The sequence below is a fragment of the Rothia endophytica genome, assembly GCF_928381505.1.
GTDB lineage: Bacteria > Actinomycetota > Actinomycetes > Actinomycetales > Micrococcaceae > Rothia > Rothia endophytica_A.
In genome coordinates this window covers 66130-91464 of sequence record NZ_CAKMSJ010000008.1, presented here as the reverse complement: position 1 = coordinate 91464, position 25335 = coordinate 66130, and the positions used below count along the sequence as shown (strand labels likewise).

Annotated in this window: 22 protein-coding genes and 1 tRNA gene; 5 read left to right on the top strand and 18 right to left on the bottom strand. The window is 52.8% G+C overall.

Going from position 1 to position 25335, the window contains the following annotated elements:
* Positions 1–53 precede the first annotated feature (53 nt).
* Both rfbD and rfbB read right to left on the bottom strand, forming a co-directional pair.
* Complete coding sequence (gene rfbD, locus L6990_RS09730; RefSeq protein ID WP_237203927.1) at positions 54–1466, bottom strand: dTDP-4-dehydrorhamnose reductase; 1413 nt, start codon at positions 1464–1466, stop codon at positions 54–56.
* Complete coding sequence (gene rfbB / locus L6990_RS09725) at positions 1466–2464, bottom strand: dTDP-glucose 4,6-dehydratase (protein WP_237203926.1); 999 nt, start codon at positions 2462–2464, stop codon at positions 1466–1468. Before rfbB ends, rfbD begins: the two co-directional genes overlap by 1 nt.
* 81 nt (positions 2465–2545) lie before the next feature.
* On the opposite strand from rfbB, the gene rfbA reads away from it, so the two are divergent.
* The 4 genes from rfbA to L6990_RS09705 all read left to right on the top strand — a co-directional run bounded on the left by rfbA (position 2546) and on the right by L6990_RS09705 (position 6265).
* On the top strand, positions 2546–3406 hold the full coding sequence (rfbA, locus tag L6990_RS09720; protein ID WP_237203925.1) for a glucose-1-phosphate thymidylyltransferase RfbA: 861 nt from the start codon (positions 2546–2548) through the stop codon (positions 3404–3406).
* Positions 3407–3559: 153 nt separating this feature from the next.
* Complete coding sequence (locus tag L6990_RS09715) at positions 3560–4981, top strand: polysaccharide biosynthesis tyrosine autokinase (RefSeq protein WP_237203924.1); 1422 nt, start codon at positions 3560–3562, stop codon at positions 4979–4981.
* A 122-nt stretch (positions 4982–5103) separates the two neighbouring features.
* Positions 5104–5955, top strand: a complete 852-nt coding sequence (locus tag L6990_RS09710; RefSeq protein ID WP_237203923.1) for a nucleotidyltransferase family protein — start codon at positions 5104–5106, stop codon at positions 5953–5955.
* Between the two features lie 13 nt (positions 5956–5968).
* On the top strand, positions 5969–6265 hold the full coding sequence (locus L6990_RS09705) for a PqqD family protein (RefSeq protein WP_237203922.1): 297 nt from the start codon (positions 5969–5971) through the stop codon (positions 6263–6265).
* Here L6990_RS09705 and L6990_RS09700 read toward each other — a convergent pair.
* The 16 genes from L6990_RS09700 to L6990_RS09625 form a co-directional block, all read right to left on the bottom strand.
* The gene (locus L6990_RS09700; RefSeq protein WP_237203921.1) at positions 6262–7398 is read right to left on the bottom strand and encodes a glycosyltransferase; all 1137 of its coding nucleotides are present in this window, start codon (positions 7396–7398) and stop codon (positions 6262–6264) included. The genes L6990_RS09705 and L6990_RS09700 overlap by 4 nt on opposite strands.
* A 19-nt stretch (positions 7399–7417) precedes the next feature.
* Positions 7418–8362, bottom strand: a complete 945-nt coding sequence (locus tag L6990_RS09695; RefSeq protein ID WP_237203920.1) for a glycosyltransferase family 2 protein — start codon at positions 8360–8362, stop codon at positions 7418–7420.
* A 6-nt stretch (positions 8363–8368) separates the two neighbouring features.
* Complete coding sequence (locus tag L6990_RS09690; protein ID WP_237203919.1) at positions 8369–9406, bottom strand: glycosyltransferase family 4 protein; 1038 nt, start codon at positions 9404–9406, stop codon at positions 8369–8371.
* Positions 9406–10314, bottom strand: coding sequence for a glycosyltransferase family 2 protein (locus tag L6990_RS09685; RefSeq protein WP_237203918.1), 909 nt, complete (start codon positions 10312–10314; stop codon positions 9406–9408). Before L6990_RS09685 ends, L6990_RS09690 begins: the two co-directional genes overlap by 1 nt.
* On the bottom strand, positions 10314–11555 hold the full coding sequence (locus L6990_RS09680; RefSeq protein ID WP_237203917.1) for a hypothetical protein: 1242 nt from the start codon (positions 11553–11555) through the stop codon (positions 10314–10316). Before L6990_RS09680 ends, L6990_RS09685 begins: the two co-directional genes overlap by 1 nt.
* Positions 11537–12682 carry a glycosyltransferase family 4 protein gene (locus L6990_RS09675; protein WP_237203916.1) on the bottom strand — a complete coding sequence of 382 codons (1146 nt, stop codon included), beginning with the start codon at positions 12680–12682 and terminating at the stop codon, positions 11537–11539. The genes L6990_RS09680 and L6990_RS09675 overlap by 19 nt, the downstream gene beginning before the upstream one ends.
* Positions 12673–14916, bottom strand: a complete 2244-nt coding sequence (locus L6990_RS09670; RefSeq protein ID WP_237203915.1) for an N-acetylneuraminate synthase family protein — start codon at positions 14914–14916, stop codon at positions 12673–12675. The genes L6990_RS09675 and L6990_RS09670 overlap by 10 nt, the downstream gene beginning before the upstream one ends.
* A gap of 5 nt (positions 14917–14921) precedes the next feature.
* A complete protein-coding gene (locus tag L6990_RS09665; RefSeq protein WP_237203914.1) occupies positions 14922–15641 on the bottom strand; it encodes an acylneuraminate cytidylyltransferase family protein in 720 nt (239 codons plus the stop codon).
* A 2-nt stretch (positions 15642–15643) separates the two neighbouring features.
* Positions 15644–16726, bottom strand: a complete 1083-nt coding sequence (locus L6990_RS09660; RefSeq protein ID WP_237203913.1) for an RNA-binding protein — start codon at positions 16724–16726, stop codon at positions 15644–15646.
* The gene (locus L6990_RS09655; protein WP_237203912.1) at positions 16717–17724 is read right to left on the bottom strand and encodes a CgeB family protein; all 1008 of its coding nucleotides are present in this window, start codon (positions 17722–17724) and stop codon (positions 16717–16719) included. Before L6990_RS09655 ends, L6990_RS09660 begins: the two co-directional genes overlap by 10 nt.
* Positions 17724–18626 carry a glycosyltransferase family 2 protein gene (locus L6990_RS09650; RefSeq protein ID WP_237203911.1) on the bottom strand — a complete coding sequence of 301 codons (903 nt, stop codon included), beginning with the start codon at positions 18624–18626 and terminating at the stop codon, positions 17724–17726. The genes L6990_RS09655 and L6990_RS09650 overlap by 1 nt, the downstream gene beginning before the upstream one ends.
* Before the next feature lie 132 nt (positions 18627–18758).
* Positions 18759–19856 carry a glycosyltransferase family 4 protein gene (locus L6990_RS09645; protein WP_237203910.1) on the bottom strand — a complete coding sequence of 366 codons (1098 nt, stop codon included), beginning with the start codon at positions 19854–19856 and terminating at the stop codon, positions 18759–18761.
* Between the two features lie 110 nt (positions 19857–19966).
* Positions 19967–20950, bottom strand: a complete 984-nt coding sequence (locus L6990_RS09640; protein WP_237203909.1) for a ribose-phosphate diphosphokinase — start codon at positions 20948–20950, stop codon at positions 19967–19969.
* Positions 20950–22404: a bifunctional UDP-N-acetylglucosamine diphosphorylase/glucosamine-1-phosphate N-acetyltransferase GlmU gene (gene glmU / locus L6990_RS09635; RefSeq protein WP_237203908.1), complete on the bottom strand. Its 1455-nt coding sequence runs from the start codon at positions 22402–22404 to the stop codon at positions 20950–20952. Before glmU ends, L6990_RS09640 begins: the two co-directional genes overlap by 1 nt.
* 71 nt (positions 22405–22475) lie before the next feature.
* Positions 22476–22547, bottom strand: a tRNA-Gln gene (locus L6990_RS09630).
* 116 nt (positions 22548–22663) lie between these two features.
* The gene (locus tag L6990_RS09625; RefSeq protein ID WP_237203907.1) at positions 22664–23254 is read right to left on the bottom strand and encodes an arsenate reductase/protein-tyrosine-phosphatase family protein; all 591 of its coding nucleotides are present in this window, start codon (positions 23252–23254) and stop codon (positions 22664–22666) included.
* Positions 23255–23425: 171 nt separating this feature from the next.
* Here L6990_RS09625 and L6990_RS09620 point away from each other — a divergent pair, with 171 nt between their 5' ends.
* Positions 23426–25246, top strand: coding sequence for an ABC-F family ATP-binding cassette domain-containing protein (locus L6990_RS09620; RefSeq protein WP_237203906.1), 1821 nt, complete (start codon positions 23426–23428; stop codon positions 25244–25246).
* Positions 25247–25335: the final 89 nt, after the last annotated feature.

Genomic DNA, 25335 nt, shown 5'->3' with positions numbered 1-25335 from the left:
GACAACCTGGTGAGCTGCCGCACGACGCCCTACTGAGAGCAGGATAACCACATCTAAGCGAGATAGGACATCAAAGCTTTTTTATGATCCCTGGGGGTGAATCCTGTTTCAATGATTTTTGACAGGTCCATCGCAGAGTTGGTGGGCCGTGGGGAGGCCACCTCAGCTTTCGCAAAGTACTGCTCTGTAGTCACCGGGGTCACCCGATCTGGGCTGTGGCCAGTTGCCTCAAAAACGGTTTTTGCGAGATCGGCCCAGGTGATGACCTCACCCGTGTTAGACACATGATAGGTGCCGTAGTCGCAGTCTGCTTCGATCAAGTGCAGAACAGCGCCAGCCAGATCTTCGGTGAAGGTGGGGCGCCCATGCTGGTCAGCTACCACTGTGGGGTCTACGCCGCGCTCCGCCAATGATTTCATGATGTCCACAAAATTCTTGCCGTCCCCCATAACCCAGGAGGTACGCACAATGTAGTGTCGCGCTACGCTGCGAGCCGCCATTTCACCGGCAGCCTTAGACTGACCGTAAACACCCAATGGTGCTACAGGGGCATCCACCGTGTACTCCTGGCCAAAAGGCAGACTACCGTCAAAGACATAGTCAGTAGAAACATGCACCAGAGGGATGCCTGCCTCATCAGCGATTCTGGCTAATGCAGCCACACCGGTCGCGTTAGCTGCCCATGCTTGCGCTCTGCCTTGCTCAGTCTCAGCGGCATCAACGGCGGTATACGCTGCTGCGTTAATAATGCCCCGCAGCGAGCGCCAACGGTAAGCCTCCACCCAGGCGCTTGGCTCTGCCAAATCAATCTGCTCTCGGGTAGCAGCGATGTAGGGAGTGCTCTTAGCCTCAAGCTGCTGTACGAGCTCACGCCCCAGCTGACCGTTAGCGCCGACCACTAACAAAGGTGCTGGTTGCAGGGGGTCTACTTCGGCAAGGCGTGGGTGGGCTCTGTCTTTGTTCGACAGTTCTGCCTTCTCCAGTGAAATTGGCCAGGGCACCGCCACCGTTTCGTCCGCTAGGTTAAGGAACTTGTAGCCGTCCACTGCATCTGCTGACCAGTGATCATTCACCAGATAGGTATAGGCAGTGTTGTCTTCAAGCGTCTGGAAGGAATTACCGACGCCTCGGGGCACAAAAACAGCGGTATCCGGGCCAAGTTCCACGGTTACGGTTGCGCCGAAGGAATCCCCAGCGCGCAAGTCAACCCAGGCGCCAAAGATGCGACCTGTTGCCACAGAAACATACTTATCCCATGGTTCAGCGTGGATGCCGCGGGTTGTTCCAGCAGTAGCGTTGAAGGAAATATTATTCTGCACAGGGCCAAAATCAGGCAGGCCAGCGGCAACCATTTTCTCGCGCTGCCAGTTCTCCTTAAACCAGCCACGGTTATCGCCGTGCTGAGGTATATCAATAACCAGCAACCCAGGAATATCAGTGCTACGAACAGTCAAGTTCTTGGGCATTACTGACCAGCCTTAGCGTACTTAGCTTCGACCTCAGCTTTGAGGGGTTCCCACCAAGCACGGTTATCGGTGTACCAGGCGATGGTGTCCTTGAGGCCAGCTTCAAAGTTAGTGAACTGAGGTTCCCAACCCAGTTCCGCGCGCAGTCGGCTACCGTCAATGGCATAGCGCAGGTCGTGACCAGGGCGGTCAACAACATGCTCAAAGGCGTCCTCGGGCTGGCCCATCAGGCGAAGAATTGAGCGCAGAACGGTGATGTTATTGACTTCCCCATCTGCACCAATGAGGTAAGTTTCGCCAATCTTTCCCTTCTCCAGAATGGTATGCACTGCTGATGAGTGATCTGAGGCATGAATCCAGTCGCGTACGTTCAGACCCTCACCGTAGAGCTTGGGCTGAATACCCGCCAAAATATTGGTGATCTGGCGTGGAATGAACTTCTCAATGTGCTGGTAAGGGCCGTAGTTATTGGAGCAGTTAGAAATCGTTGCTTCAATACCAAAGGAGCGCACCCAGGCGCGTACCAATAGGTCCGACCCTGCCTTAGTGGAGGAATAGGGGGAGGAAGGGTTGTAGGGAGTAGTCTCGGTAAATTTAGCGGGATCATCAAGTTCAAGATCCCCAAAAACCTCATCGGTAGAGATGTGGTGGTAGCGCGTCTTATGCCGACGTACAGCTTCCAAAAGTGTGAAGGTTCCGATGAGGTTGGTGTGGACGAAGGGGGTGGGGTCATTCAGGGAGTTATCGTTATGGGACTCCGCTGCATAATGTACTACTGCGTCTGCGCCCTTCACCAGGGGATCAACGATATCCATATCAGCGATATCGCCCTTGACTAGCTCAAAACGGTCTGCAGACAGACCCGCTAAAGACATCTCGTTCGCTGCGTACGTCATCTTGTCGAGCACTACTACACTGTGGTCGGTATTCTCCAACAGGTAGTGCACGAAATTAGAACCAATAAAGCCCGCGCCGCCGGTCACAAGAATTTTACCCATGTAACCAGACTAAGGTACATCACGGTGTTTATTGCTGCGGCTTGGGGGTGAAAACACTGCCATTCATGCCACAATAAAAGGATGAAGGGAATTCTACTCGCGGGTGGCACAGGCTCACGCCTTCACCCCATCACATTAGGCATTAGCAAGCAGCTCACCCCGGTTTATGACAAGCCGATGATTTACTACCCCATCTCAACGCTGATGTTGGCTGGGATTCAAGACATCCTCATCATTACTTCCCCGCAGGATCAAGCTCAGTTCCAGCGTTTGCTGGGCGACGGTTCACAGTTCGGCGTCAACTTCTCCTACGTCGTACAGCCCTCCCCCGACGGGCTCGCGCAGGCGTTCCTCCTGGGCGAAGAGCACATCGGCCAGGACTCCGTGTCACTTGTCCTGGGCGACAATATCTTCTACGGGCCTGGCCTGGGTAATCAGTTGCGTAAATACAGCGATGTCGACGGCGCAGCAGTCTTTGGCTACCGTGTAGCTGACCCGACCGCATACGGCGTTGTCGAATTTGATGAGAACTTCAATGCAATCACCATTGAAGAGAAGCCTGAGGCGCCCAAGAGTGAATACGCTATTCCTGGGCTATATTTCTATGACAACAATGTTGTTGAGTACGCCAAGAACATTGAGCCTTCACCCCGCGGGGAGCTAGAGATTACCGATCTCAATAGGGTCTACCTTGAACAGGGCAAACTGCAGGTAGAAGTGCTCCCCCGTGGCACCGCTTGGCTCGATACCGGCACCTTCGATTCATTGGCTGACGCTACTAGCTTTATCCGCACCGTCCAGGCTCGGCAAGGGCTCTCCATTGGTTCGCCTGAAGAAATTGGGTGGCGCATGGGTTGGATTAGTGACGAACAGCTTGAAGAGATTGCGCAGCCTCTCATCAAGAGTGGCTACGGTCAGTACTTACTCAATCTCCTGAAGTAACCGGTCAGAGATTTTCCAATCTCCCTCCGATTAGGGCACCAAGGCGTACCGACTGTGTTCAATCGTTCAAAGACCCCTCTCCCTGTCGGCGCTCCTCACTGATAAAATCAATGACTAATATATCCCCCTCACCTGCACTAGATATAGGTTTCTATGACCATCCTTGATTTTCTGCGCATGTTGCGCGCCAATCTCAAACTCTTACTCATCGGCCTGCTTGTCGGCGCCCTCCTCGGCTTCGGGTATTCCTTGCTACAGCCCCGCGTCTACGCTTCATCCTCTACCGGTTATGTAACCGTAGGTGAAGGCAGTGGTATCGATGATGTCATTTCTGGCTCAGCTGCAGCTAAAGAAAAAGCCAATGCTTACCTTTCGCTTATCAAGAGCTCTGCTGTTGCTGATGAGATTATTGCAGCCAACCCTGAGCTCAACCTTACTCGTGGCGAGATTCAGGGCAATCTCAACGCCAACGTGGACACAAACTCCGCTCTGATTAACGTCTCAGCGACTGCCTCTAGCCCCGAAGCTGCCCAGGCGCTTGCTAATAGCTCCCTAGAAGCAGTGGCTAAGGTTGTCAACGATTTTGAAGGGTCTAGCTCAGTCAGGGTGATTCCACTCGAGGATGCGACTCTTAACCCCTCCCCCATAAGCCCCGATACAGCTAAACTCATTTTGATAGGAGCTGGCTTAGGGTTCGCGCTAGTTTTGGCCGCTGTGATGCTACGCCGCACAGTAGACACTAAGCTCCGCACTCGCGATGACGCCACCAAAGCCGCTGATGCGGGCGTGCTTGGCGTTCTACCGGTTTCGGAAGAACTCAGCGAAGAGAACATTCTGCACGCTAAGAATGACCATATCTCGCAGGAAGCCATCCGCCAGATGCGCACCAACCTGCGCTTCGTCAACGTAGATAATCCTCCTCGTTCGATAATCGTCACCTCTGCAGAACCCGGTGAAGGTAAGTCAACCGTCTCTGCCTCACTCGCTCGCGCTTTAGCAGATGCTGGTCAGCCCACCGTCATTATTGACGCTGACTTACGCCGTCCCACCATCGCTAAGAAGTTCAAGGTTGATTCAAAGGTGGGCCTTACTCAGGTGCTGGCTGGCCAGGTTGAATTGGCAGATGCGGTGCGAGAGTTCGAAGATACGCAGCTGTTCATCCTTCCAGCTGGACGCATTCCCCCGAACCCTTCAGAGCTCCTAGGTTCAGATAAAATGCGCAAGCTCATTCACGAGCTATCACAAGAATTCACTGTGGTGATTGACGTCCCGCCGGTACTTCCAGTTACCGATGCCGCCCTGTTGTCCACTGCTGTTGACGGTGTTGTACTCGTCGGTACTGTCGGCAAAACCCGTAAAGAGAACTTGGCTGAAGCAGCTAAGAACTTGCGGGCTGTCCAAGCCAGCATTCTTGGCCTGGTCATTAACCGTGCGCCTCGCACCGGTCTGGGCAACTCCTACTACGGTTTTGCATACAGTTCCAATGGGGCCTACGCCAGCTACTACGGCCAGGACGAAAAAACAAAAAAGGGGAGCAAGCGCTCTGCTAAAAAGAAGGCCAAATCTGAAATTTAGCCCTCAGCTTCGTCCTTCATAAGACCTCAGGTCTATCTCTGTCTATGCCAGCTATGCTCCACGAGCAAGCTGGCATAAACTGTAACCACTTACTTATCTGCTTTTGAGATGTACTAGGCGCCATGTCTGATAACCCCGCTTCTTCACCTTCCGAGGGCACTGATATGCCTCTACCGATCCGTATGCAGTTGTCACATGCTTACTTCCAGCATTTAGCTGAGCGCAACCACATAGATGTCTTGCACATTAAGGGTTACGCTTTCGCTGAGGAGGTCTATTACTCCGGTAGAAACAGCACAGATGTAGATATTTTAGTGCGCCCAGAGCACTTGGACCGGCTTGTGGATGCGGCCTTAGCAGATGGGTGGGAGATTATGGCCCACTTTGAGACAGGTTCTATCTTCGAGCATGCCATGACTCTTTATCACGGCTCGTGGGGTCTGGCCGATATTCACCGTTATTTTCCTGGAATCGGGGATGCTCAAGGCTCTGTCTTTGAGATGCTCTGGCAGAAGCGCAGGATACGCGAAATCGCTCACTATCCCTGTTTTCTACCATCCTTGGTTGACTCCAGGATATTTGTTGTAGTTCACGGCGCCCGATCTGCAGCCCAGATCAATTCTGACATCAACCATTTGCACAGCTCTCTAACGTCTGCAGACTGGCAAGCAATGAGGGATCGCGTGCCTGAACTGGGGGCTGAATTAGCCTTCGCAGCAGCGCTTGGTGAGTTAGAGCAATTCAACAAGCACCCGGATTACCTTCTATGGAAATCGGTGTCAGAAGAGACACCCATTCATCTTAAGTGGAGAGCACGGTTCAAGCACGCTCAAGGTCTACGGGGAAAAGCTAGGGTTCTGCTCAGCATTCTTAGAGTCAACAGAGACCATCTAGCCATGGAGCTGGGGCACCAGCCTAGCCCTCAAGAAATCCGGGAAAAGTTTTTCAGCCGTTTTCGGGTGTGGGAAAAGTAGGGAAAGTATTATCGTGACAGAAAAACTATGCCGCTCCCCGCACACAGCTTTCATCATGGGCTTTGAATGCTCGGAACCTTACGACGACGCGTCGTATCTTGCTAATCTTCTGACATCTGAGATTGCTGTGCTCAAAGGCCCGAGCACAGTCATCTGGGAAATTTTAGATCAGCCAGCTAGTACCGAAGAAATTATTACTGAAATCAGCGATGTCTACGGATTGCCGCGCGAGGCCGTTGCTGAAAGCGTTCTCGTTTTCCTCGACTCTCTTCTCAATCAGGGACTTCTACAGCGTGTTAACGGATCCTAAGAGGTCTGAGCCAAACGAGCTTTCATCTGATCGATAAACCGCTCTTCGCTGAACTTCTTAACATGCTCTTTGATAGCCTCTGCTGAATACTGCTGCGAATCTAATTCTTGGACAGCTTTTCTAATATCTTGAGCGCTGGGAGTATTAATAAAAGCACCGTTGATACCTTCAGAAATAGTATCGAGAAAGCCCCCGGCTTGGAGTGCGATGGTTGGTTTGCCGAAAGCTCCACCTTCAAGAGGGGTAATACCAAAATCCTCGTGGGACACAGCTAGTAAGGCTGTTGAGCCTGCATATGCGTAGCGCATTTGGGCGTCAGAAATATTGGATACGAAAGCTACATTTGGGGTGCTCATTGATTTGACCTCATCCAGCATAGGGCCGGCACCCACTACTAGTAGCTGTTGGTCAAGACCTGAAAAAGCCTCTACCGCATGCTGGACGTTTTTGTAGGGAAGTAGCCGCGAAACAATCATGAAGTAGCCGCGCTCCATGAAATCCTCGAGACCGGCAATCGGCTCTCGTTGCTCCCCGTCCTGCATGGAGTAAGGAGGGAAGATGATATCAACGTTTTTGCCATAGACGTCGAAGATTCTTTGCTGAATGGTGCTTGAGTTTGCCACATAGTTTGGCAGTCTCATAGCAGCAGCCCTGTCCCAACGGCGAAGGAAAGGTCTCATCGTCTTAAAGATTCGGGCTAGGCCCTTATTCAGACGGCTGCCCAAATACTGATCTGTAAGGTAGATCCATCGCGCCGGTGAGTGGCAGTAGACCAGGGCATTCTGCGGTACGTCGAAACCGTGGGCCCACCCGGTGGTTGACACAACCACCTGTTGGGCATCAACCTTCATACGACCAGAGAAAAAGGGCAAAAATGGGAGTGCCAGGCGGTGATCTTTGCGAAAGACCTTAAAACGGTTTAGAGGTGAGGTGATTATTTGGCACTCTTTGAACTCCGGGTAGGTATTCTCAGGATCGTAAAGTGTGGTGTAGATGGGGGCATCGGGGAAAGCCTTGTGAAGAGCAAGTACAACTCTTTCAGCTCCACCGCGCTGGGTGAGATAATCATGAGCTATGGCGATGGGGGCTGTGCCAGCTGTATGGCCGTCACCAATGGTGGCGCGAGAACGCATAGAGAGCATGTTCTTTCGGTTAGAAGTTCTTCTGTGCACGTTGGGGGTGGGTCACCCCTGCATAGCTGGCTGACTCGACTATTAGGGAGATCAATTTTTCAGCCAGCCGTGGGGGAAGTTTATCAGCGACAGTGTCTATGGCATTTCCCCAATACTTTACATTAGTTTCCGTGGAAAATTTAGCTACCGTTTTCACGGCTAGACCCCAAAAGCCCTGAGGGTTAGCAGACCCCAAGACGTTCTCTCCATGCTGACGTACAAAGATATTTCGGGCTGCTCCAGAGTAAAGAGCGCGTTTAGCTCGGATAGCTGTAGTGGTTGCGGCAACATGATGAGGGGTCGCGAGCTGAGGATCAATCACAATTTTTGCACCAGCACGGTACAACCGATATCCCATATCAACGTCCTCCCATCCATACAGGCGGTAAGCCTCATCGTAGCCGCCTAGCTGGTGAAAAAGACTCCGGGACATAGAGACATTACCAGCCCAGTACATCCACTGGCGGTCTGAGGGCGCTAAATAGGCATCTTGCCTAAATTTTGCATCGCGGTACCGACCGTACACCCTGGCATAGGGAGTATCAGGCAATATGTTTTGATAGATTCCAATAACGCCAGTTTCTTCCCCAGCGAGGTGGTGGGAAAGATGCTGAGCTACATAATCAGGTGATGGTTGCAAATCATCATCACAGCGGATGAGAACCTCAGCATCAGCAGCTAAGTGTCCAGCATTTAGCGCTGCCACCCGGCCCCGGTTCTCGTCAAAAACAATCATAGAAAGACTCAGTGTTGAGCGTTCAATGTAGCTCTGTACTACTGAAGCTGACGCATCAATATCGCCGTCAATAACGACGATAACCTGAAAGTCTTTCTCTGTTTGCTGTTCAAGAGCGTCCAGAGGGTAGTGAAGTTTTGAGGCTCCGCCACGTGTAGGAATAATGACGGCAGCTGAATAGGTACTCATAAGAATTTAGCTTTCTAGGTCTTTCAGCAGACGGCGGACTCGTTCTTTACCGGCGTCGGGGGAATACAGCTCGTGCCAACGCCAGTAATTTTCAGAGAGAACTTCATCCAGCCGCTGGTCGTTGGCCAGCAGTTGCTCTGCCAAGGAAGCCACAGTTGCAGCAAGGTGTTCGCTATCTTTTTGTCGAGAAATCCAGGGGTAGCTCTCCCCCACTACCTCCGGCAAAGCACCTGCATTAGAGATAACCAGGGGATGACGGGCGCTCATCGCCTCAGCGGCAACAAGCCCAAATGATTCATCAACTTCAGAGGGCACAACCAGTAAATCGGTCTGAGCAAAAAGTTGCTCAGGAGTCACCCACCCCAGTAGCTCCACCTGATCGCCAAGATCTAGAAGAGACTCCATCACTTGATTCTGGCTCGCGTTGTCAACAAATTTTGCGGTGCCGCCAACAACCAGTTGATAGGAATTCGCTGCCTCAGAATTGAGGGAGCTAAGAGCTACAGCCAAGGTATTGGTTCCCTTGATAAGAGATGGGCATCCTAAAAAACCAACTCGGATAGGTGAAGAAGGTGGTGTCTTGGCGATAGGTTGCGGTACTTCTGTAACCCAGTTTTCAAAGACGGTTGAGTTCTTGATTTTAGAAGCTACGAAGTGGCTAGGGACTAAGATAGCGCGAGCGCCCTTTTTTGCTAACCAGTAGGCATATTTTTGAGAACCGGTAGGGAGCTGGTGAAGGTGAACGATCCGGTTTGTATCACCGGCTGTTGCAAGGGAGGGTACCAGCCCATTACACCACAGTAAGCTCTTGCGGTTGCGAGCACGCCAAGCTCGCAACTGGATCATGTAGCTCTTTCGATCCGTCGCAGGCAAAGTTAGGGTGGTGAAACCTTCGTCCCGAGCAGATTCAAGCAGCTCATCAGGTGATGCAGGGCCTAACACCGTTACCTTATGCCCCAGTGCACGTATTACTCGGGCAAGGTTCAGGAGCATAACTTCCCCACCACCAATATCACCATTATTAGTAGCAATTACTATATTCATTATTGATACTTAAGAAGCTGGGGCGCTGGGCAATAATTTTTTCCTCGATACAATATGGAACCGTAAACTCTGCCGTATTGTGCAACAAGTTGAGAAGCAGATTTTCGGTTTATTCCTTTTGTCTTTAAAGTGTCCGACAGAAAATCAAATGTCTGTCGCAGCGCTTCACCGGCTGTCGGGAGAAGTTTATAAGGGTTACTATCGTAGCTCGGGTAACGGCGGGCCATTAAAACTCGCCCTACGCCGAGATAGAATCGTTTTTTGATGGAGGCACTGTTACTGCTCACGGTAAAGTCGACTATGGCTCCAGGAACGTAGTTGATTGCATAGCCTGCCTGTTGAACCCGCCATGAAAAATCAACGTCATCAAAACCATAGCGAGGTAGTCCCTCGTCGAAGCCACCAACTTCAAAATAGGCTCGCCGGTTGATTGCAAAATTGCAGCCAGGAACGTGAAGTAGGTAGGGGGTAGCTACAAGCCCCTCTCCTATCCCAACAGAGACGGCTCGCCCAGCCTCATCAACGGGGTTCACCTTTCCTCCGAGCAAGGCGGTCTGATGGTTCAGTTCATCGAAATAGGATTGAACCCACTCAGCATCAACCCTGTCGTCGGCATCGCAAAACGCCAAAATATCTGCCTCAGCGTGCTGAGCCCCAAGGTTTCTCGATTGAGGCAGCCCCGAAGCATCAGCCCCATCGATGAGTCTGCATATTTTTTTCAGATGGGTTGAATCCTTGATTACCCTGTCAATGACCTTGACCGTATCATCAGACGAGCCGTTATCGATTACGATGACCTCATATGTGCAACTGACTGATTGGCTGTCTAGGGCGTCGAGCTGACGTGCAATGACATCAGCGCCGTTTCTTACACACAGGATGACAGATACATCTGGTTTCGGGGGCATCAGAATTTTCTCTCTTCGATGATTCGATCGTATCCGAACATATTGTTATTTTCGTATCTAGCTGTAATAGCTACACGCAATACATACCCCATGCAGATGGCCCAAGGAAGCGTATAGAAAACCTCTCCCAAGCGTAGGGCACACACCAGAAGAGCGATTCCGAGACCCTGGGCTACGATTTGATATTTATTCCACCCGGGGTTCTTACTCAGAGGTCGTACTGCAACGAAAAGGGTAATTGCAGCCAGTGCTACAGCCCAGGGCCAGCCGCCCTCCACGAAGGCTGACCAGTAAGAATTATGGAAGAACCAAGTTCGTTCATCAATCACATCGTAGACATAGGCTTCCCCCAGTCCCTGACCGAAGAAACCGGTGTCTTGAACCTTAGCCCACGACATCGTGTCAATGCGCTCACGCAGCTCGTCAGAGCCTATGCGGTCGCCGAAAACCTCAGCCTGGGAGTAGTCCTCAGTGAGGAACCCCAGAAGCCACCAAAACACACCTAGCAGAGCTACTTTAGCCACAGGAATAAGCCGGGGAGCGATAAGAATCCAAAGGTAGGCAAAGACTAGGGCGCCTAAGGAGGTACGTGAACCAGTCGTCCATAAGAGCCCACAGGAAATCAAGAAAACTGTGACCTGCTGCCATCTTTTGGTATATGCGGTCATGATTAGGAGGGCAAAAAGCGCATGAACTAGGCCCGCAAAGTTTTTGTCGCCCAAGTAACCGGTCAGATAGCCGCCGTAGGTGTCGGGGGCTATCCCTGCGAAGAAGAGCGCCGCGTTGACGACCAGCGCAGTTGAGTAGCCTAAAATCGCTGACCGTAAGTGAATCTGACCTACTGCTATGACATAAATCAGGAGGGTAGATACCGCAAGGCGCAACCAGCGTCTTGTCCAGTTTGCCGCGTACTCACTGGGGTCAGCGAACGCGGAGACAACAGCAATATAGATCAATATAGCGCCGAAGAGGATGAAGAGATGAGACCATTTACCTGTTGAGAAAAGCGGCTTGTGGGTCATTGCGTACAGCACAATGACGAAAACCAAGAGCTGGTTAAACGGTAATCCAACCCCTGGAACTGGTTGCCCAAAAAGTAGGGAAGCGAAAAGCAGGAACTCAGGAACGCGCACCTGGGACACCTCAACCTTGGCGCGCTGGCCCAAATCTTTGACCTGCTGCCCGATGGTTTTCTGCGCCAGAGTCAGTTTTCCTTCATCACTTATTCCGATGATAGACATCTTGCCCCCTCCCCGTAGTAATCAGCCAAGTGGCTGGTCATCTCTTCTGTAGTAGTCCATTCGAATGTTGTATTAGGTAGATCCCGTGCCTCTAGAACCTTCTTGGCAACCAGCGAGGCAGCGACGTCGCGAGTCATCTGTCTTAAGGACGGAACCATCTCAGCACCCGAAAGGATCTCTGGGTTACCTCCCACCGCTGTTGCGATTACCTTAAGGCCAGCGGCCTTGGCATCCAGCAGAGTGTAGGAGCAGTTCTCCCAGACCGAAAGCTGAACCAAGATATCTGAGCGGCTCATAGCAGCAATCGGGTCAACAAAACCAGAAAAATTGACTGAGCCCTCCAAGCCAAGATCCCTCACCTGCTGTTGAAGCTGGGGCAACATCTCACCTTCACCAGCTATCTCAAGGGATGCACCCGGCACCTGCTGGTGTAGCTGTGAGAAGGCTTCAATCAGAACATCCAGCCCTTTTTCGGGAGCTAGACGTGAGAGCGAGAGAACCCGTAGCTGATAATCATCAGCAACAACTCGGTGGGTCACAACAGCCTTGGATATTCCAGAAAGGTCGATACCGTTGGTCAGCACACCCACTTGACGTGCGCCCCACTGACGCCGCATTTGGTCAGAGGTGGACTGTGAAACAGCGAGTGCTCCATCTGTACCCCAGAGCCGAACCCGATGTACCGCCCGCATCAGGCGTGAGCGCCAGGGAGAACCGTGGTACACCGCGTCGTCCCCTGCGATACCGTGTTCAGTCGTAAAAAGTCTGGGGGCGTGGATTGAACGCTGCAGGAGTCTGCGCGCTTTGAGCCTATTGACGGCGGCTGCTGCCACCACATCTGCATAGGCTAGATGACTATGTACGATAGCCGGCTGCAGGTTTTCGATGATGCTGGTGAGGGTACGTAGGGACGCTGTGAACCCAGCATCCGTACCAAAGTTTGCTTCCAACACTTCGGCTCCCAGTTCCTTAAGCTGAGCAGACAGTGCACCAGGAGGGCAGAGCACAACCAGGCGGTAACCGGGTAGCCCGGCCTTAGCGATATCGCTAACGTGCCGGGCTACCCCACCAAAGCCTGGAACCGGTACGCAGTGGAGCGCCACCGGCTGAGAATGGCTTACAGCCACTTTTCCAACCGATCAAGTGCGGTGAAGAAGCCCTCACCGTTATTGACGTGTCCCTGCCAAATTTCAGGAATAAAGGAGGCAGTGGGGTTGAGTTTACGCAGTTGCTTCCCTAAGGCTGCCCAGTCTACGTCGCCTTCACCGACCTGCACGCCTTCGCCGTCCACGCCGACGCCGTCCACTAGATGGAGATGGTTAGAGCGCGGTGCGAGAAGCTCAACGGCTTCGCTCAGTGGCATCTTGAGGAAGTTAGCTGCCAGCATGGTGTGAGAGATATCCAGGCAGAGCTCAATGTCGTAAGTGTCTGAGAAGTCGGCAGTGTCCTCGGGGTCAAGGAAGAGGTTGTGGAACTGCTGACCACCCATGAGCCAGGGGTAAGGGGGCAAAGTCTGCGCAGAAAGGCGCACACCGGAGGTATTCAGGTGCTTCAGCGCCTCACCGATACGCTCATACTTATCGGCACGGGCTGCCGGTGCGATGTGGCCGTCCTTAGTGAAGCCACCCATGGTAACCACCATGATGGGGTCATTATCCAGGGTGAAGTAGCGGGTCAGGTCGCGGGTAATGTCAATGGTGCGCTGAACCTCAGCAATGGAGCGCTCCCAGATTTCCTGGTCACGGGATGCCAGGTCGACCAAGAAGTCACCTGCGAAGAGGTCGGGCAGGTGGGTGGTAAAGGACATGCCCAACTTGCGGTCAAAGACATCATCGATATTGATTTCGAGGTCCTTGTAGCTGAAATGGAATTCCAGGAAGTCAGGCTTGGTGTCCTCAATCAGCGGCTTGTAGTCGTGGTAACGAACTGGCAGACCCCAAGGTCGGTCGAACTTGAAATCTCGGCGGGTGACCAGGTCATCCTTGAGGTCGCCCTCGAAGAAGAAGCTACCAGCCTCAACCTCACGTTGCATGGTACGGCCAACCAGCTGAGGCAGGTAGTTGGGCTGCAGACCACGGCCTGGTGATTTAACCTCAACATCGGCTTCTGAGACGACCTCTCCCTTAGCGATGGTGCGAGTAGCTACCAGTGACTTAGCGAGGTTGACGCGGTTCATCAGCTCACCTGTGGAAACCTCACGAGGCGCTGCGGTGCCAATGGACTCCTCCACCTCACGAATCTGAGTCACCATAGCCTTGAATTCTTCTGGTAGCAACGAGACAGTATGGTCGTTGCCTTCCAGGGTCTTATCGGTGGTGAAGTGCTTTTCAATGATTTTTGCGCCGCGGGCAACAGCCGCAATGGGCACGTGGTAACCACGTTCGTGACCAGAGTAGCCCACCAGGGATTGACCAATCTCAGCCAGACGGTCCATGTAAGCCAAGTTGACGTCTTTGAAAGGCGCCGGGTAGGTGGACTGGCACTGGAGCAGGGCGTAGGAAGCACCAGCTGAACGCAACAGATTGACCGATTCACGGATTTCTTCCTCACGGCTCATACCGGTTGAAACCAGCATAGGCAGACCACGAGAAGCCATATCCCGCAGAAGTTCGTGATTGGTGAGGTCAGCAGATGCTACCTTCAGGCCCTGCACACCGTAGTCCACCAGTGCCTGTACCGAGGGAGCGTCCCAAGGGGTGCACATGATGTCCATATCGTGTTGCTTGACGTGGTCAAAGACCTCAAACATTTGATCAACGTTAAATGAGAAGCGACGCAGCAGATCAAGGGTGTACTGCACGCCAAGGTCCTCGCCAGCGCTTTTTGAGCCAGCCTGGCGGTAGAGAGCGTCCATATCTCGTAGCTGGAACTTCACGGCATCAGCGCCGGTTTCAACGGCCAGGTCAACCAGGCGCTTGGCAAAGTCGACATCGCCCTGGTGGTTATTGCCGATCTCGGCAATGATGAAGGCGGGTGAGTCCTCAGAGATTTCGGTTCGCCCAATGCGCAGCACGTTCTGCTCGTCCACGGCAATAGCGACCAAGTGCCCACGTTCATCGACCAGAGGTAGCAGGGAAATTCCCTGGGCGAACTCACCCTGGAGCTCTGCAGGGGATGCCCCGAAGGGAGCGGTTTTGGGGGTGAGGTTGGCGACCTCAAAGGTTGAAGTTTCTAGGCTGGCAGCCGGGTTAGCGATGAGCCAGCGGCGGAAATCCCCGTCAGATAGGGCGCCCTGCAGGTAGCCTGACTCATTGACCAGGAAGATAATGCGCTGCTGGTTGGCAGAAATCTTCTGCAGAGCGGTTAATACCGGATCCTCAGAGAAAACGATGTAGGGGGTGATATTACGTTCGATATTCATCGGGGTTAACCTTCGTTTTCTTCTGTTGAGAAAGTCTGTTTAAGTTGATGTTCAGCTACGGTGAAGTCAATCATGGCGTCAATGTCCACACCCTCTACCTCATCAAGCATAAATAGCTCAATTGCTCCGCCTAAACGGTTATGTAGGGTCTCGTAGAGCTCGGTTTTAGTGATGTACATAGACCCGTTCTCACGGTAGCGAAAGGTCTCACGAGTTAGTTCCTGACGGCGGGGGCGGGCCATGACCTCATACTGGGCGGTGGGCGGTTCGGTAGCATTCCAGATGAAAGGACCGATGGGAATGACACCTACCATGGAGTCTGAGTCAGACTCAGCGAACTGGCGAATAGCGCGCTCTAAGGTTCCGTGCAGGCGTACCGGGCTGGTTGCCTGCAGAAGCATTACCGCGTCTGGACGTTGACCGGCAGCTGTGTAAAATTCGATGGCATGTTCAACCACTGGTTCTGTAGCGGTGGTGTCCTCAGCCAAATGAGCTGGGCGCATGAAAGGTACCTGGGCGCCGTGTGCGCGAGCTACCTCTGCTATCTCAGCGTCATCGGTTGAAACCAGCACATCAACCGTGTGTTCACCCGCGAGAGCGGTCTGAGCGGCTAAAGCCTGCTCGATGGTCCAAGCTACCAGAGGCTTGCCCGCAATCAGCTTTATGTTTTTGCGAGGAATGCCTTTAGAACCGCCGCGAACCGGAATAACACACAACACACGCATCTTTACTTCTCCAACTGTTGAGTGATGATAGTAGCGATTGATCGGGCCGGTTCTATCTGCGGAAGCGAAGGAGACGGTGTCGGAGAATCTCCCCATTGACTCATGCCATAACGTTCCCAAAACTCCATGAGCCACTCAGGGGGGTCAGGGTGATAAGCCCAGGAGGGCACGCCGCGAATAGCCGCTTCAATGATGCCTGTTGAAAAGATAGCAACAACAGGGTTGTTCACCTGGTTCAAAGGCTGTTGAGATTCATCAATCGTCACACCCATCTTTTTCATGAGGGCATGAACTACTCTTGATAGTTTATCTTTCTCCTGAGGGTGCGGTCGATAGACTGCCCCGTGTTTTTTAACGAACTTAAGGGTGGCTCTTACAAAGGAGGCGCGCGGCAACTCTGCACCGTGCATTTGACCCAGGAAGACTACTGGCTCCCCCAGCTCCGTTATATCTACCTTGGGCTTCTGCGCTGCATCCCAGAAGAGCTGAGAACCCACTACATCATAGGTAACATCAGTTCGGTCCGAAATCCAGAAATGAGCATCAGCCTCGCTAAAAGCTAAGAGGTGAGTTCCTGGAGCCAAAGGTGGGGCGTAAGGAGTGTGCAGACCATGCTGAACGGTCACGAACCGGGCGCCGGTGCGCTGGGTCAGCCGGTATGCTGCACCCCCAAATCCCATGTAGTGCCCGAGAGCCATCACGGCCCTAACATCTGTCAGCGCGTCCAAGCTTGTTTCGGTGGCAGGTTCACAGCGCCACTCCGTTACGTGATCAGGTAGTTGAGCTGATACATCCTCAGGAGCCCATACTGCAATGTCTACATCATCAAGAAAGTGCAAAGGGCGCACCAAGGAACTCAAGGATGTGGGTGAGGTGGAGTCCAGAACGACAAGCAAGCGAGGGGAAGATCCACGAAGATGTAGAGTTCCGGTTACGGAGTTAGCTGCACCTTGGTTAGACTCGCTGGTCTTTTCGTTTGCTAACCGTAAGAACCCCCGCAGAAAGTCTTTTGCTCGACGTTCAGGTTTTGAGCTAGCTTGCCACTTGCTCCAGGCATCAAGGTCAGCAGGGTATTTTAGGCCCATAGGGTGTCCATCGCTTGCGCCCGGTGAGAGAAGGTGTGCTCAGCCTGGCTACGCTTTAACCCGGCTAAACGGATTGAGTCGCTCCAGCTTGGATCAGCAACAATATGTTGGCAAAGTTCGATGAGTTCATCGATGCTCTGATACAGCAAAACCTCTTTACCGACCTCATAAAATTCAGCAACATCCGGGCGATCAATCAGTTGAAGGCCATTCATTCCGGGCACTTCAAATGTGCGCATCGCTAGCCCCTCTTGGAGCCCATGAACATTCAGAGAGGCTGCAGCGACAGCCTGCACGCGATATGCTTCGTGCAAAGGGATGTCTCGTTCAGCTGGGATATTGGGGCGTTTCAGCTCCCAGGTGCGTAGCCGATCAAAGGGGTGGTGCGACCAGCCCCGCCCATAAGCTCTTACTGGCACGCCGGCGTCTTTGAGCGCCAACAGCATGGTTTCACGATTATCATATCGAGAACCTACAAACACCACCTCAGGCACACGTGAGGTGGGAAAAGCAGCTAGCTTGGGGTCATACCCATTGGGCACAAAGTGGGCGTTGATACCGGCGTTAGCAAAATTTTCGGTTTCAGACCGTGCGTAGCTCACCACGGTTGGTATCTGCCGCAAAAAATCTTTTGTGTAACGGTGGCGTTTTAGGTCGTCGTAGAGCCAAAGGATGTAGGGAATTTTACGTTCCTCTACTGCTTGCCAGAAGTTCTCGCCCAAAGTGTCAGCTTTAATGACGATGAGCTTATCAGGCTGAACCTGCTCTAAAACCTGTAAAGCCTGTGTGGTTGCTGCCTTTTCTGCAGCTTTTTGACCATCAAAGCCAACCTTAGACGGGAGCTCATAAAGAGCCTTGTTACGGACCTTATCTTTGACCGTATCAAAAGCGTCATAGCGGTGGACAGTAACGTCATACCCAAGCTGGGTGAAACCGTCTGCAATGGAATAACAGTAGCCGTGAAAAGCAGGGCTGATGATCAGGAGTTTCTCTGCCATTAGTTTTTGTGTTCTGCTTTCTTGATAAAGGCCAGTTCTTCGCGCAGACCAGCGCGCGGGGTCACCGCTTTATTGCGGATGAACCGAATCAAGTTGAAGAAAAAGTTTGCATAGCTCGTCAATCTAAGGGCTAACGCCAGGTGCTGCCCTTGACCCCATTTAGCGTTGTAGATAAAACGAGAGTCCAATACCCACTGACGACGTTGAGCTGACGCGCCCGATGAGCCTCCACCCAGGTGCTCCACTACGATATCTCCGCGAAAGACTCTCTTCGTGCCTCGTTCAGCTAGCCGCCGTTGCAAGTCAATTTCTTCGCTATTCATAAAGAATCGCTCATCCATGCCGCCTACAGCGTTGAAGTCTTGACGACGGAGCATCATGCAGGCTCCCATCAGCCAATCAGGCTCAGCTCGCTTGCCGCTGACACAGGTTACATCGTGCCCCACCATCGCGTGCCAGAATACGGTGGAGCGTAATCGCGCCGCCGGAGTAAACCACTCCCACATGTGATGACGAGTTAGGGGGAATTTCCTCCCTACCCACTGACTTTCACCCCGGTGGCCTACGATGTGAGGGCTCAGCAGGGCTGCTCCTTCCTCTTGGGCTGCCTGAATCATGCGTACTAAGAAGTTCTCTGGTGGGGTCAAATCACTGTTGAGAATCAACACCCACTCTCCCCTAGCAACAGCAACAGCGGTGTTGACGTTGGATCCAAAACCACCGTTTGAGCTACGGCGCACTACCGTAACACCTTGATGTGATGGGAAGGAGATGGGTGAGCAATCATCTGACACGATAATTTCAACGGAATCTGGGATTCCCTGAGATTCAAGTTCTGAAAGTAGTGCTAGGGTATCGGTGGGGTCACCATAAAAAGGGATAATGACCGAAAGTAATGGCACACGGCCTCCTCTTCTTCGCATACTCTCTACTCCCTATCGAATCATGTTGCGGGGCGGATACCAACGTCATCTGTTGTGGTAGCGGCGACGTTTTGGGCTCAGACTCCATATTCTCAGCCAGGCTTAGAATCACTAAGGAGCCAATTTTTCACAGACTTCTAGCATTCCTTTTGACCAGTTCTCCCAGGTCAAACGTTGACCAGCGTCTTGCTCAGCAGCTGCTGAAACTCGAGTCAATTCGGCCGGCGTCAGAGTTACCAACAGCTCTGCCATTTCTTCAACCGCGTTATCCGGCGATACTAGCCAACCAGTTTCACCCGGGCGAACCAGGGTGGTGATGCCACCAACCAGGGTAGAAAGTACGGGCAACCCGTGGTTGAGAGCATCAGTCACAACCACTCCACCTGCGCTTGCCTCGGTTGGTTCTAATAAGAGGTGGTGGGAACGATACAAGCTAGATAATTCTTCACGTGTTTGGCGTGGTAAGAACTTCACTCCATCTGTTTCAGTTACGAGCGGTGGTGCCCCCACCACTGTGAGAGTGAGTTCATGGCGCACAAGACGGGCTTTTCTAAAGCTCTTCAGAGCCCGTTCCCCACCCTTACGGGCCCAGTTAGATGCAATGAAGAGAACAGCGATACCTGGGTCAGTAGATTTAGAGCCTAAAGGCCCCGATACAGGCGAAGTTCCCGGACCGAAAGGAAGTACGCGAATAGCTTCTGGGCTCACCCCGTTATCATTGATCAGTTGTTGGGCAGACCATTCACTGGCTACACAGAAATAATCACTTCTACGCGCTACCCAACGATCCAACATTACACCTTGAAACAGGGTGAGGCGGGATACTTTGTGGTGCTTAAAATACGCCTTAACTATGGCTTTAAAAGACGAATCAGTTACCTGAACTAGAGGAATATGGGCAGGCACACCCAAGGACTCTTTGGCAGCTGCGAACGATACCACTACATCTACTTGATGCTGATTCAGCAACTTTCTCACAGCCCGTGCCTTGCGGAAGGAGGTGGCGAAAGAATCACCTGGTAGGTAGGTAATCTTCAGGAGACCGAGCAACCGTGTAAGAAGACGATCCACCATAGAATCACGCATTTTTGGCACCTGTAAAGGTACTAATTCAACTTTTTCAGCAAGACTTTGGCAAGCAGGCAAAACTACGCCAGACCATGAGGATGGATCTTCCATATCCCAAGAAGACAACATACCTACTCTCATGATCAGACTCCTTTTGTAGTGACTCGGCAACTACTCCGAGACAAGTCAGAATATGAAAACGTGCGGCACCAGCTACTGAGCTGGAACCGCATGATCATAGGTGATGGTAGCTAGTGGGCCTTGCCTTCAAACAGGCTGGTGACGGAGCCTTCATCAAAGACTTCCTTGATAGCCCGGCCCAAGAGAGGGGCAATCGATAGAACTGTCAGGTTCTCGAACTTCTGGTCATCGCGCAGCGGCAGGGTGTTAGTCACTACCACCTCACTGGCGCCGCAGGAGCCCAGACGCTCAGCGGCAGGGTGTGAGAAGACAGCGTGGGTAGCTGCGATAATGACGTCTTTTGCACCGTTATCCTTGAGCACCTTCACCGCGCCAGCAATGGTACCGCCGGTATCGATCATGTCATCGATGAGCACGCAGGTACGGCCTTCAATATCGCCCACCACGGTCTTTGAGATAGCCTGGTTGGGGACATTAATATCGCGGGTCTTGTGCACAAAGGCAAGAGGCGCGCCGCCCAGAAGCTCTGCCCACTCTTCAGCAACGCGCACGCGGCCGGTATCAGGCGAAACAACGGTGACGTTCTTGGTATCAACCTTGCTCGCTACGTACTCTGCCAGTAGGGGGATTGCCATCAGATGATCCACGGGGCCATCAAAGAAGCCCTGAATCTGAGCAGTGTGCAGGTCCACGCTCATCAGACGGTCAGCACCGGCAGTCTTGTAGAGATCTGAGATGAGACGAGCGGAGATAGGCTCACGGCCCTTATGCTTCTTGTCCTGACGGGCATAGGGGTAGAACGGCGAAACCACGGTAATGGAACGAGCCGATGCACGCTTGAGGGAGTCAATCATGATGAGCTGTTCCATCAGCCACTCATTGATGGGAGCAGGATGCGCCTGAATCACAAAAGCATCTGCACCGCGCACTGATTCTTCAAAGCGTACATAGCGTTCCCCGTTAGCAAAAACGTAAGAGGAGCTAGGTAGAACTTCGTTGCCCAGCTCAGCTGCAATCTGCTGTGCAAGTTCTGGGTGGGCGCTACCACTCAGCAGGGCCATCTTCTTTTCGCCCGGATTAGTAATCTCCGTCATTACTTGTTCTCCTCAGAGGTTGCTGCCTCGGCTGCAGCTGCAGCCTCAGTACCCGCTCGGTTTTTGGTAACCCAGCCTTCAATATTGCGTTGGGGGGCTTCGTTGATTGCAAGGGCGCCAGCGGGGACGTCCTGGCGAATAACGGTCCCAGCTCCAGAATACGCCCCATCACCGATAGTGACAGGAGCGACGTACATGTTATCGGAGCCCATGCGCACGTTATTACCTACGGTGGAGCGGTGCTTGTTGACACCATCGTAGTTAACGAAGATGGACGCCGCGCCAATGTTGGAGTTCTCACCGATGGTGACATCCCCTGCGTAAGACAGGTGAGGCACCTTAGAGCCCTTACCGATTTCAGCGTTCTTGGTCTCTACAAAGGTGCCAATCTTGCCGTCTTCGTGCAGGTGGGTGCCGGGGCGCAGATAAGCAAAGGGGCCAACAACTGCACCGGCATCAATAACTGAGTCAGAACCGTGAGTGCGTTCAATGGTGACGTTGGCACCCACAGTGATGTTTTTCAAAGTGGAATCAGGGCCAACAGTTGAACCAGTAGCGATGCTGGTGGTTCCCTGCAGCTGAACGCCGGGCAGAATGGTGACGTCATTGTCGATGGTTACTGTTACATCAACCCAGGTGGTAGCTGGGTCCACGATGGTCACGCCGTTGCGCATATGCATCTCGAGCAGACGGTCGTTGAGCTTACGCCCCAGCTGTGCGAGTTGTACGCGGTCGTTAGCGCCCTCAACTTCCCAACGATCCTCAATCGCTAGAGCACTGGTGCGGTGGCCAGCGTTGCGAGCAATCTCCAAAACATCGGTAATGTACTTTTCACCCTGAGCATTATCGGTAGTGACCTGCTTGAGTGATTCGCGGAGAACAGCCGCATCAAAGGCGTAGATACCCGAGTTAATCTCGGTGATAGCTAGCTGTTCTTTGGTGGCGTCTTTCGCCTCAACAATAGCGGTTACTTCACCCGCAGCGTTGCGAACGATACGCCCATAAGCGCCAGGATCAGCAATATTAGTGGTCAGAACAGTGACCGCATTACCATCAAGCTCATGAACCGCGATGAGTTCTTTGAGTGTTTCTGAGCGGAGTAGAGGAACATCGCCGTAGGTGACGACAACGGTTCCCTCAACGGTGGCACTCTCGTCAAGACCCAGGAGGCCAACTTCAACTGCACGACCGGTGCCGGGAACGTCATCCTGATCCACAATGGTGACAGAAGGGTCAAAGGCAGTAACGTGGGCTGCTACCTTGTCACGCTGGTGACGCACCACAACTGCTAGAAGCTGGGGACGAAGATCCTGAGCAGCCGCTATCGCGTGCTCAACCATGGAACGCCCACCAATAGGGTGCATTACCTTGGGAGTCTCTGACTTCATACGGGTTCCAGCACCTGCTGCTAGAACGATGACGGCTGACGGTGCTTTCGCTACTGCAGTGCTCACAATGTGTGGACTCCTCGAGTGATATGGGAATCGTCACCGGTGATTATTTCAACGCTTAACGTGGTGACTAGCTCCGCCACAAGGACTCGAACCTTGAATAACGGCTCCAAAGGCCGCTGTGTTGCCAATTACACCATGGCGGATCACTGACTGGCTCTGGAGGTGAACTCACGCAAAACTCCTTGAGAACAGACAGTCAAAATAGTATCAAAGTCATGCCCTGATACGAAATACAGTGAGCTATAACGCACGCAAAAGTTTAGTACCCTAGCCAGGGAATGATGACATCAAGTGCGTTCTCGACTTCCTGAACGGTCTTCTGAGCAGCAGCTTCACCTCTGAGGTAAGGGTCAGCTATTTCATCGGATGCTAAAGGCTCTTCGACGCGCTGTTGCATGAAGGCGACCGGATTAACGCGCCGTCCGGCATGCTTCCGCAGCCGTGCCATTTGCCCCAGAAGGTGAATTTTTGACCGATACTGCGGCCACTCATGGACCAACCAGCGAAGATGCTCCTTCTCCATCACCAGGACTAAGGCAGATTCAGCGATCATTCTTTCCGTTACCTGTTTGGCCCGGTGAGCACCATATTCAACGCCACGAACATCTAGCTCTCTATCAATATAAGGGGCCACACCGGAGCCCACCACAGCACCAGTCCCAGCACTGTCAAAGCTCCACTGCGCCTCCGGTGAAATTTTAGAGCGGGAGATGTATTGCGCAGACGCGCTACGAGCTATATTTCCGGTGCAGATAAAAAGAACTTGTTTTTTTACAAGCGGCACAACAGAATCAGAGGTTTTTTTGTGCCCAAACCTGTGTAAAAGGGTTGAAACATTAAAATCTGACATGGCGCTCCGCTCATTATGGTCCCGTTAGGTGGGGCTGTGCCTTACCCGCCATAATTTTACCTGCCTAGGGAGTAGAGCACCTCACATCTTCACAAGATGTAAGAACGGTCTCTGCCTGCAGATACATACTTTTCTAGGGCAGAACCACCGAGGTGCCTGTAGCCTAGAGAGGTGGCACATTTATTAGGCGGCGAAGAGCTGCACATCGAATTCCCCACCCGTACTGTTTTTGAGGGTGTAACCATAGGGCTTAACGAAGGTGACCGAATCGGCATCGTAGGTCGTAATGGCGACGGCAAATCAACCCTGCTCTCACTTTTAGGGGGGAGGCTCGAGCCTGACTCAGGAAAGGTAACTGTTCGTTCAGGGACCCGCATCGGCTACCTAGACCAAGCAGACGTCCTCAATGATGACCTCACCGTGGGTCAAACGATTGTGGGCGATACCCCCGAATACGAGTGGGCCTCCGACGCCAAAGTGCGCGACGTGATTGCCGGCCTGGTCTCAGACCTCAACTGGAACGCCCCTATTGGTTCACTCTCCGGCGGCCAGCGCCGCAGAGTAGCTCTAGCCGCCTTGCTAGCTGGCGAGTGGGACGTCCTCATGCTTGATGAACCCACCAACCACCTTGATGTTGAAGCTATCACCTGGCTTGCCCAGCATTTGAAGAACCGCTGGCCCAAAAACGCTGGCGGGTTGCTCACCGTCACCCACGACCGCTGGTTCCTCGATGAAATCTGCACCGCCACCTGGGAAGTACACGACGGCATCGTTGAACCCTTCGAGGGAGGCTACGCCGCCTACATCCTGCAGCGTGTTGAGCGTGACCGTCAAGCAGCAACCATTGAAGCTAAGCGTCAGAACCTCATGCGTAAGGAACTGGCCTGGCTACGCCGTGGCGCACCCGCCCGTACATCCAAGCCTAAATTCCGCATTGATGCCGCTAATAGTCTAATTGCTGATGTTCCCCCGGTACGCAACAAGGTTGAACTATCACAAATGGCGGTTTCACGCTTGGGTAAGGACGTCGTTGATATCGAGGATGTCTCAGTCAGCTACCCGGATGCCCAGCACCCGGGTTCTTCCAAAGAGGTGCTCAAGAAAATTACCTGGCGCATAGCACCCGGTGAACGCACCGGTATTATGGGCGTTAATGGCGCCGGTAAGTCGACGCTTCTGGGTCTCGTCACGGGCTCCGTCCAGCCCAGCACCGGCAGAGTTAAGCACGGCAAGACTGTTAAGGTAGCCACCCTTACTCAGCAGCTCGATGAGCTAAAAGACATCGAAAACGACCGGGTCTCAGATGTCATTGGCCGCAAACGTACAACGTATGTAACCGGCGGGAAAGAAATGACTCCCGGGCAGTTGTTGGAGCGCTTAGGCTTCACCTCAGCGCAGCTATCTACTCCCGTCAAAGACCTGTCAGGTGGCCAGAAGCGACGTCTGCAGCTGCTCCTTATTTTGCTCGATGAACCCAACGTGCTGATCTTGGATGAGCCCTCCAATGACCTTGACACGGATATGCTGGCAGCCATGGAAGATCTTCTGGACACCTGGCCAGGGACTCTTCTGGTGGTCTCCCACGACCGCTACCTAATGGAGCGCGTGACCGACCAGCAATACGCACTGGTGAATGGTACCTTCAGCCACCTGCCCGGCGGTGTCGACCAGTACCTGCAACTATCTACACAAACAGCATCTGCACCATCCAGCGCCGCGGTTGATTCATCTCCATTAGGAAAACAGGACGCTGTTGCCGAGCCTAAGGTGAGCGGAGCAGAAGTAAGAGCAGCCCAAAAAGAAATCAACCAGATTGACCGCAAGTTAGCCAAACTAGCTGACCAGAAAAATGCCCTGGCTGAAAAGATGGTGGCGCACGACCAAAGTGACTACACAGGTCTTGCAGATCTTGGCGCCCAGCAGCAGAGTCTGCAGGACGAGATTGAAGAATTAGAGATGCGCTGGATGGAGCTCAGCGATCTGGTCTCATAAAATCTGATAGAGAAAGTGTCACATAAGACAAAACGCTACGGCTCATTATTCACAATTATTCGCGCAAAATAATAAGTAAAATATTTGCG

What these genes read in the sequence shown, in the direction of transcription:
- rfbD (WP_237203927.1), bottom strand. Translation starts at nt 1,466, where the DNA reads ATGCCCAAGAACTTGACTGTTCGTAGCACTGATATTCCTGGGTTGCTG.
- rfbB (WP_237203926.1), bottom strand. Translation starts at nt 2,464, where the DNA reads ATGGGTAAAATTCTTGTGACCGGCGGCGCGGGCTTTATTGGTTCTAAT.
- rfbA (WP_237203925.1), top strand. Translation starts at nt 2,546, where the DNA reads ATGAAGGGAATTCTACTCGCGGGTGGCACAGGCTCACGCCTTCACCCC.
- L6990_RS09715 (WP_237203924.1), top strand. Translation starts at nt 3,560, where the DNA reads ATGACCATCCTTGATTTTCTGCGCATGTTGCGCGCCAATCTCAAACTC.
- L6990_RS09710 (WP_237203923.1), top strand. Translation starts at nt 5,104, where the DNA reads ATGTCTGATAACCCCGCTTCTTCACCTTCCGAGGGCACTGATATGCCT.
- L6990_RS09700 (WP_237203921.1), bottom strand. Translation starts at nt 7,398, where the DNA reads ATGCGTTCTCGCGCCACCATTGGTGACGGCCATACAGCTGGCACAGCC.
- L6990_RS09695 (WP_237203920.1), bottom strand. Translation starts at nt 8,362, where the DNA reads ATGAGTACCTATTCAGCTGCCGTCATTATTCCTACACGTGGCGGAGCC.
- L6990_RS09690 (WP_237203919.1), bottom strand. Translation starts at nt 9,406, where the DNA reads ATGAATATAGTAATTGCTACTAATAATGGTGATATTGGTGGTGGGGAA.
- L6990_RS09685 (WP_237203918.1), bottom strand. Translation starts at nt 10,314, where the DNA reads ATGCCCCCGAAACCAGATGTATCTGTCATCCTGTGTGTAAGAAACGGC.
- L6990_RS09680 (WP_237203917.1), bottom strand. Translation starts at nt 11,555, where the DNA reads ATGTCTATCATCGGAATAAGTGATGAAGGAAAACTGACTCTGGCGCAG.
- L6990_RS09670 (WP_237203915.1), bottom strand. Translation starts at nt 14,916, where the DNA reads ATGAATATCGAACGTAATATCACCCCCTACATCGTTTTCTCTGAGGAT.
- L6990_RS09665 (WP_237203914.1), bottom strand. Translation starts at nt 15,641, where the DNA reads ATGCGTGTGTTGTGTGTTATTCCGGTTCGCGGCGGTTCTAAAGGCATT.
- L6990_RS09660 (WP_237203913.1), bottom strand. Translation starts at nt 16,726, where the DNA reads ATGGGCCTAAAATACCCTGCTGACCTTGATGCCTGGAGCAAGTGGCAA.
- L6990_RS09655 (WP_237203912.1), bottom strand. Translation starts at nt 17,724, where the DNA reads ATGGCAGAGAAACTCCTGATCATCAGCCCTGCTTTTCACGGCTACTGT.
- L6990_RS09645 (WP_237203910.1), bottom strand. Translation starts at nt 19,856, where the DNA reads ATGAGAGTAGGTATGTTGTCTTCTTGGGATATGGAAGATCCATCCTCA.
- L6990_RS09640 (WP_237203909.1), bottom strand. Translation starts at nt 20,950, where the DNA reads ATGACGGAGATTACTAATCCGGGCGAAAAGAAGATGGCCCTGCTGAGT.
- L6990_RS09625 (WP_237203907.1), bottom strand. Translation starts at nt 23,254, where the DNA reads ATGTCAGATTTTAATGTTTCAACCCTTTTACACAGGTTTGGGCACAAA.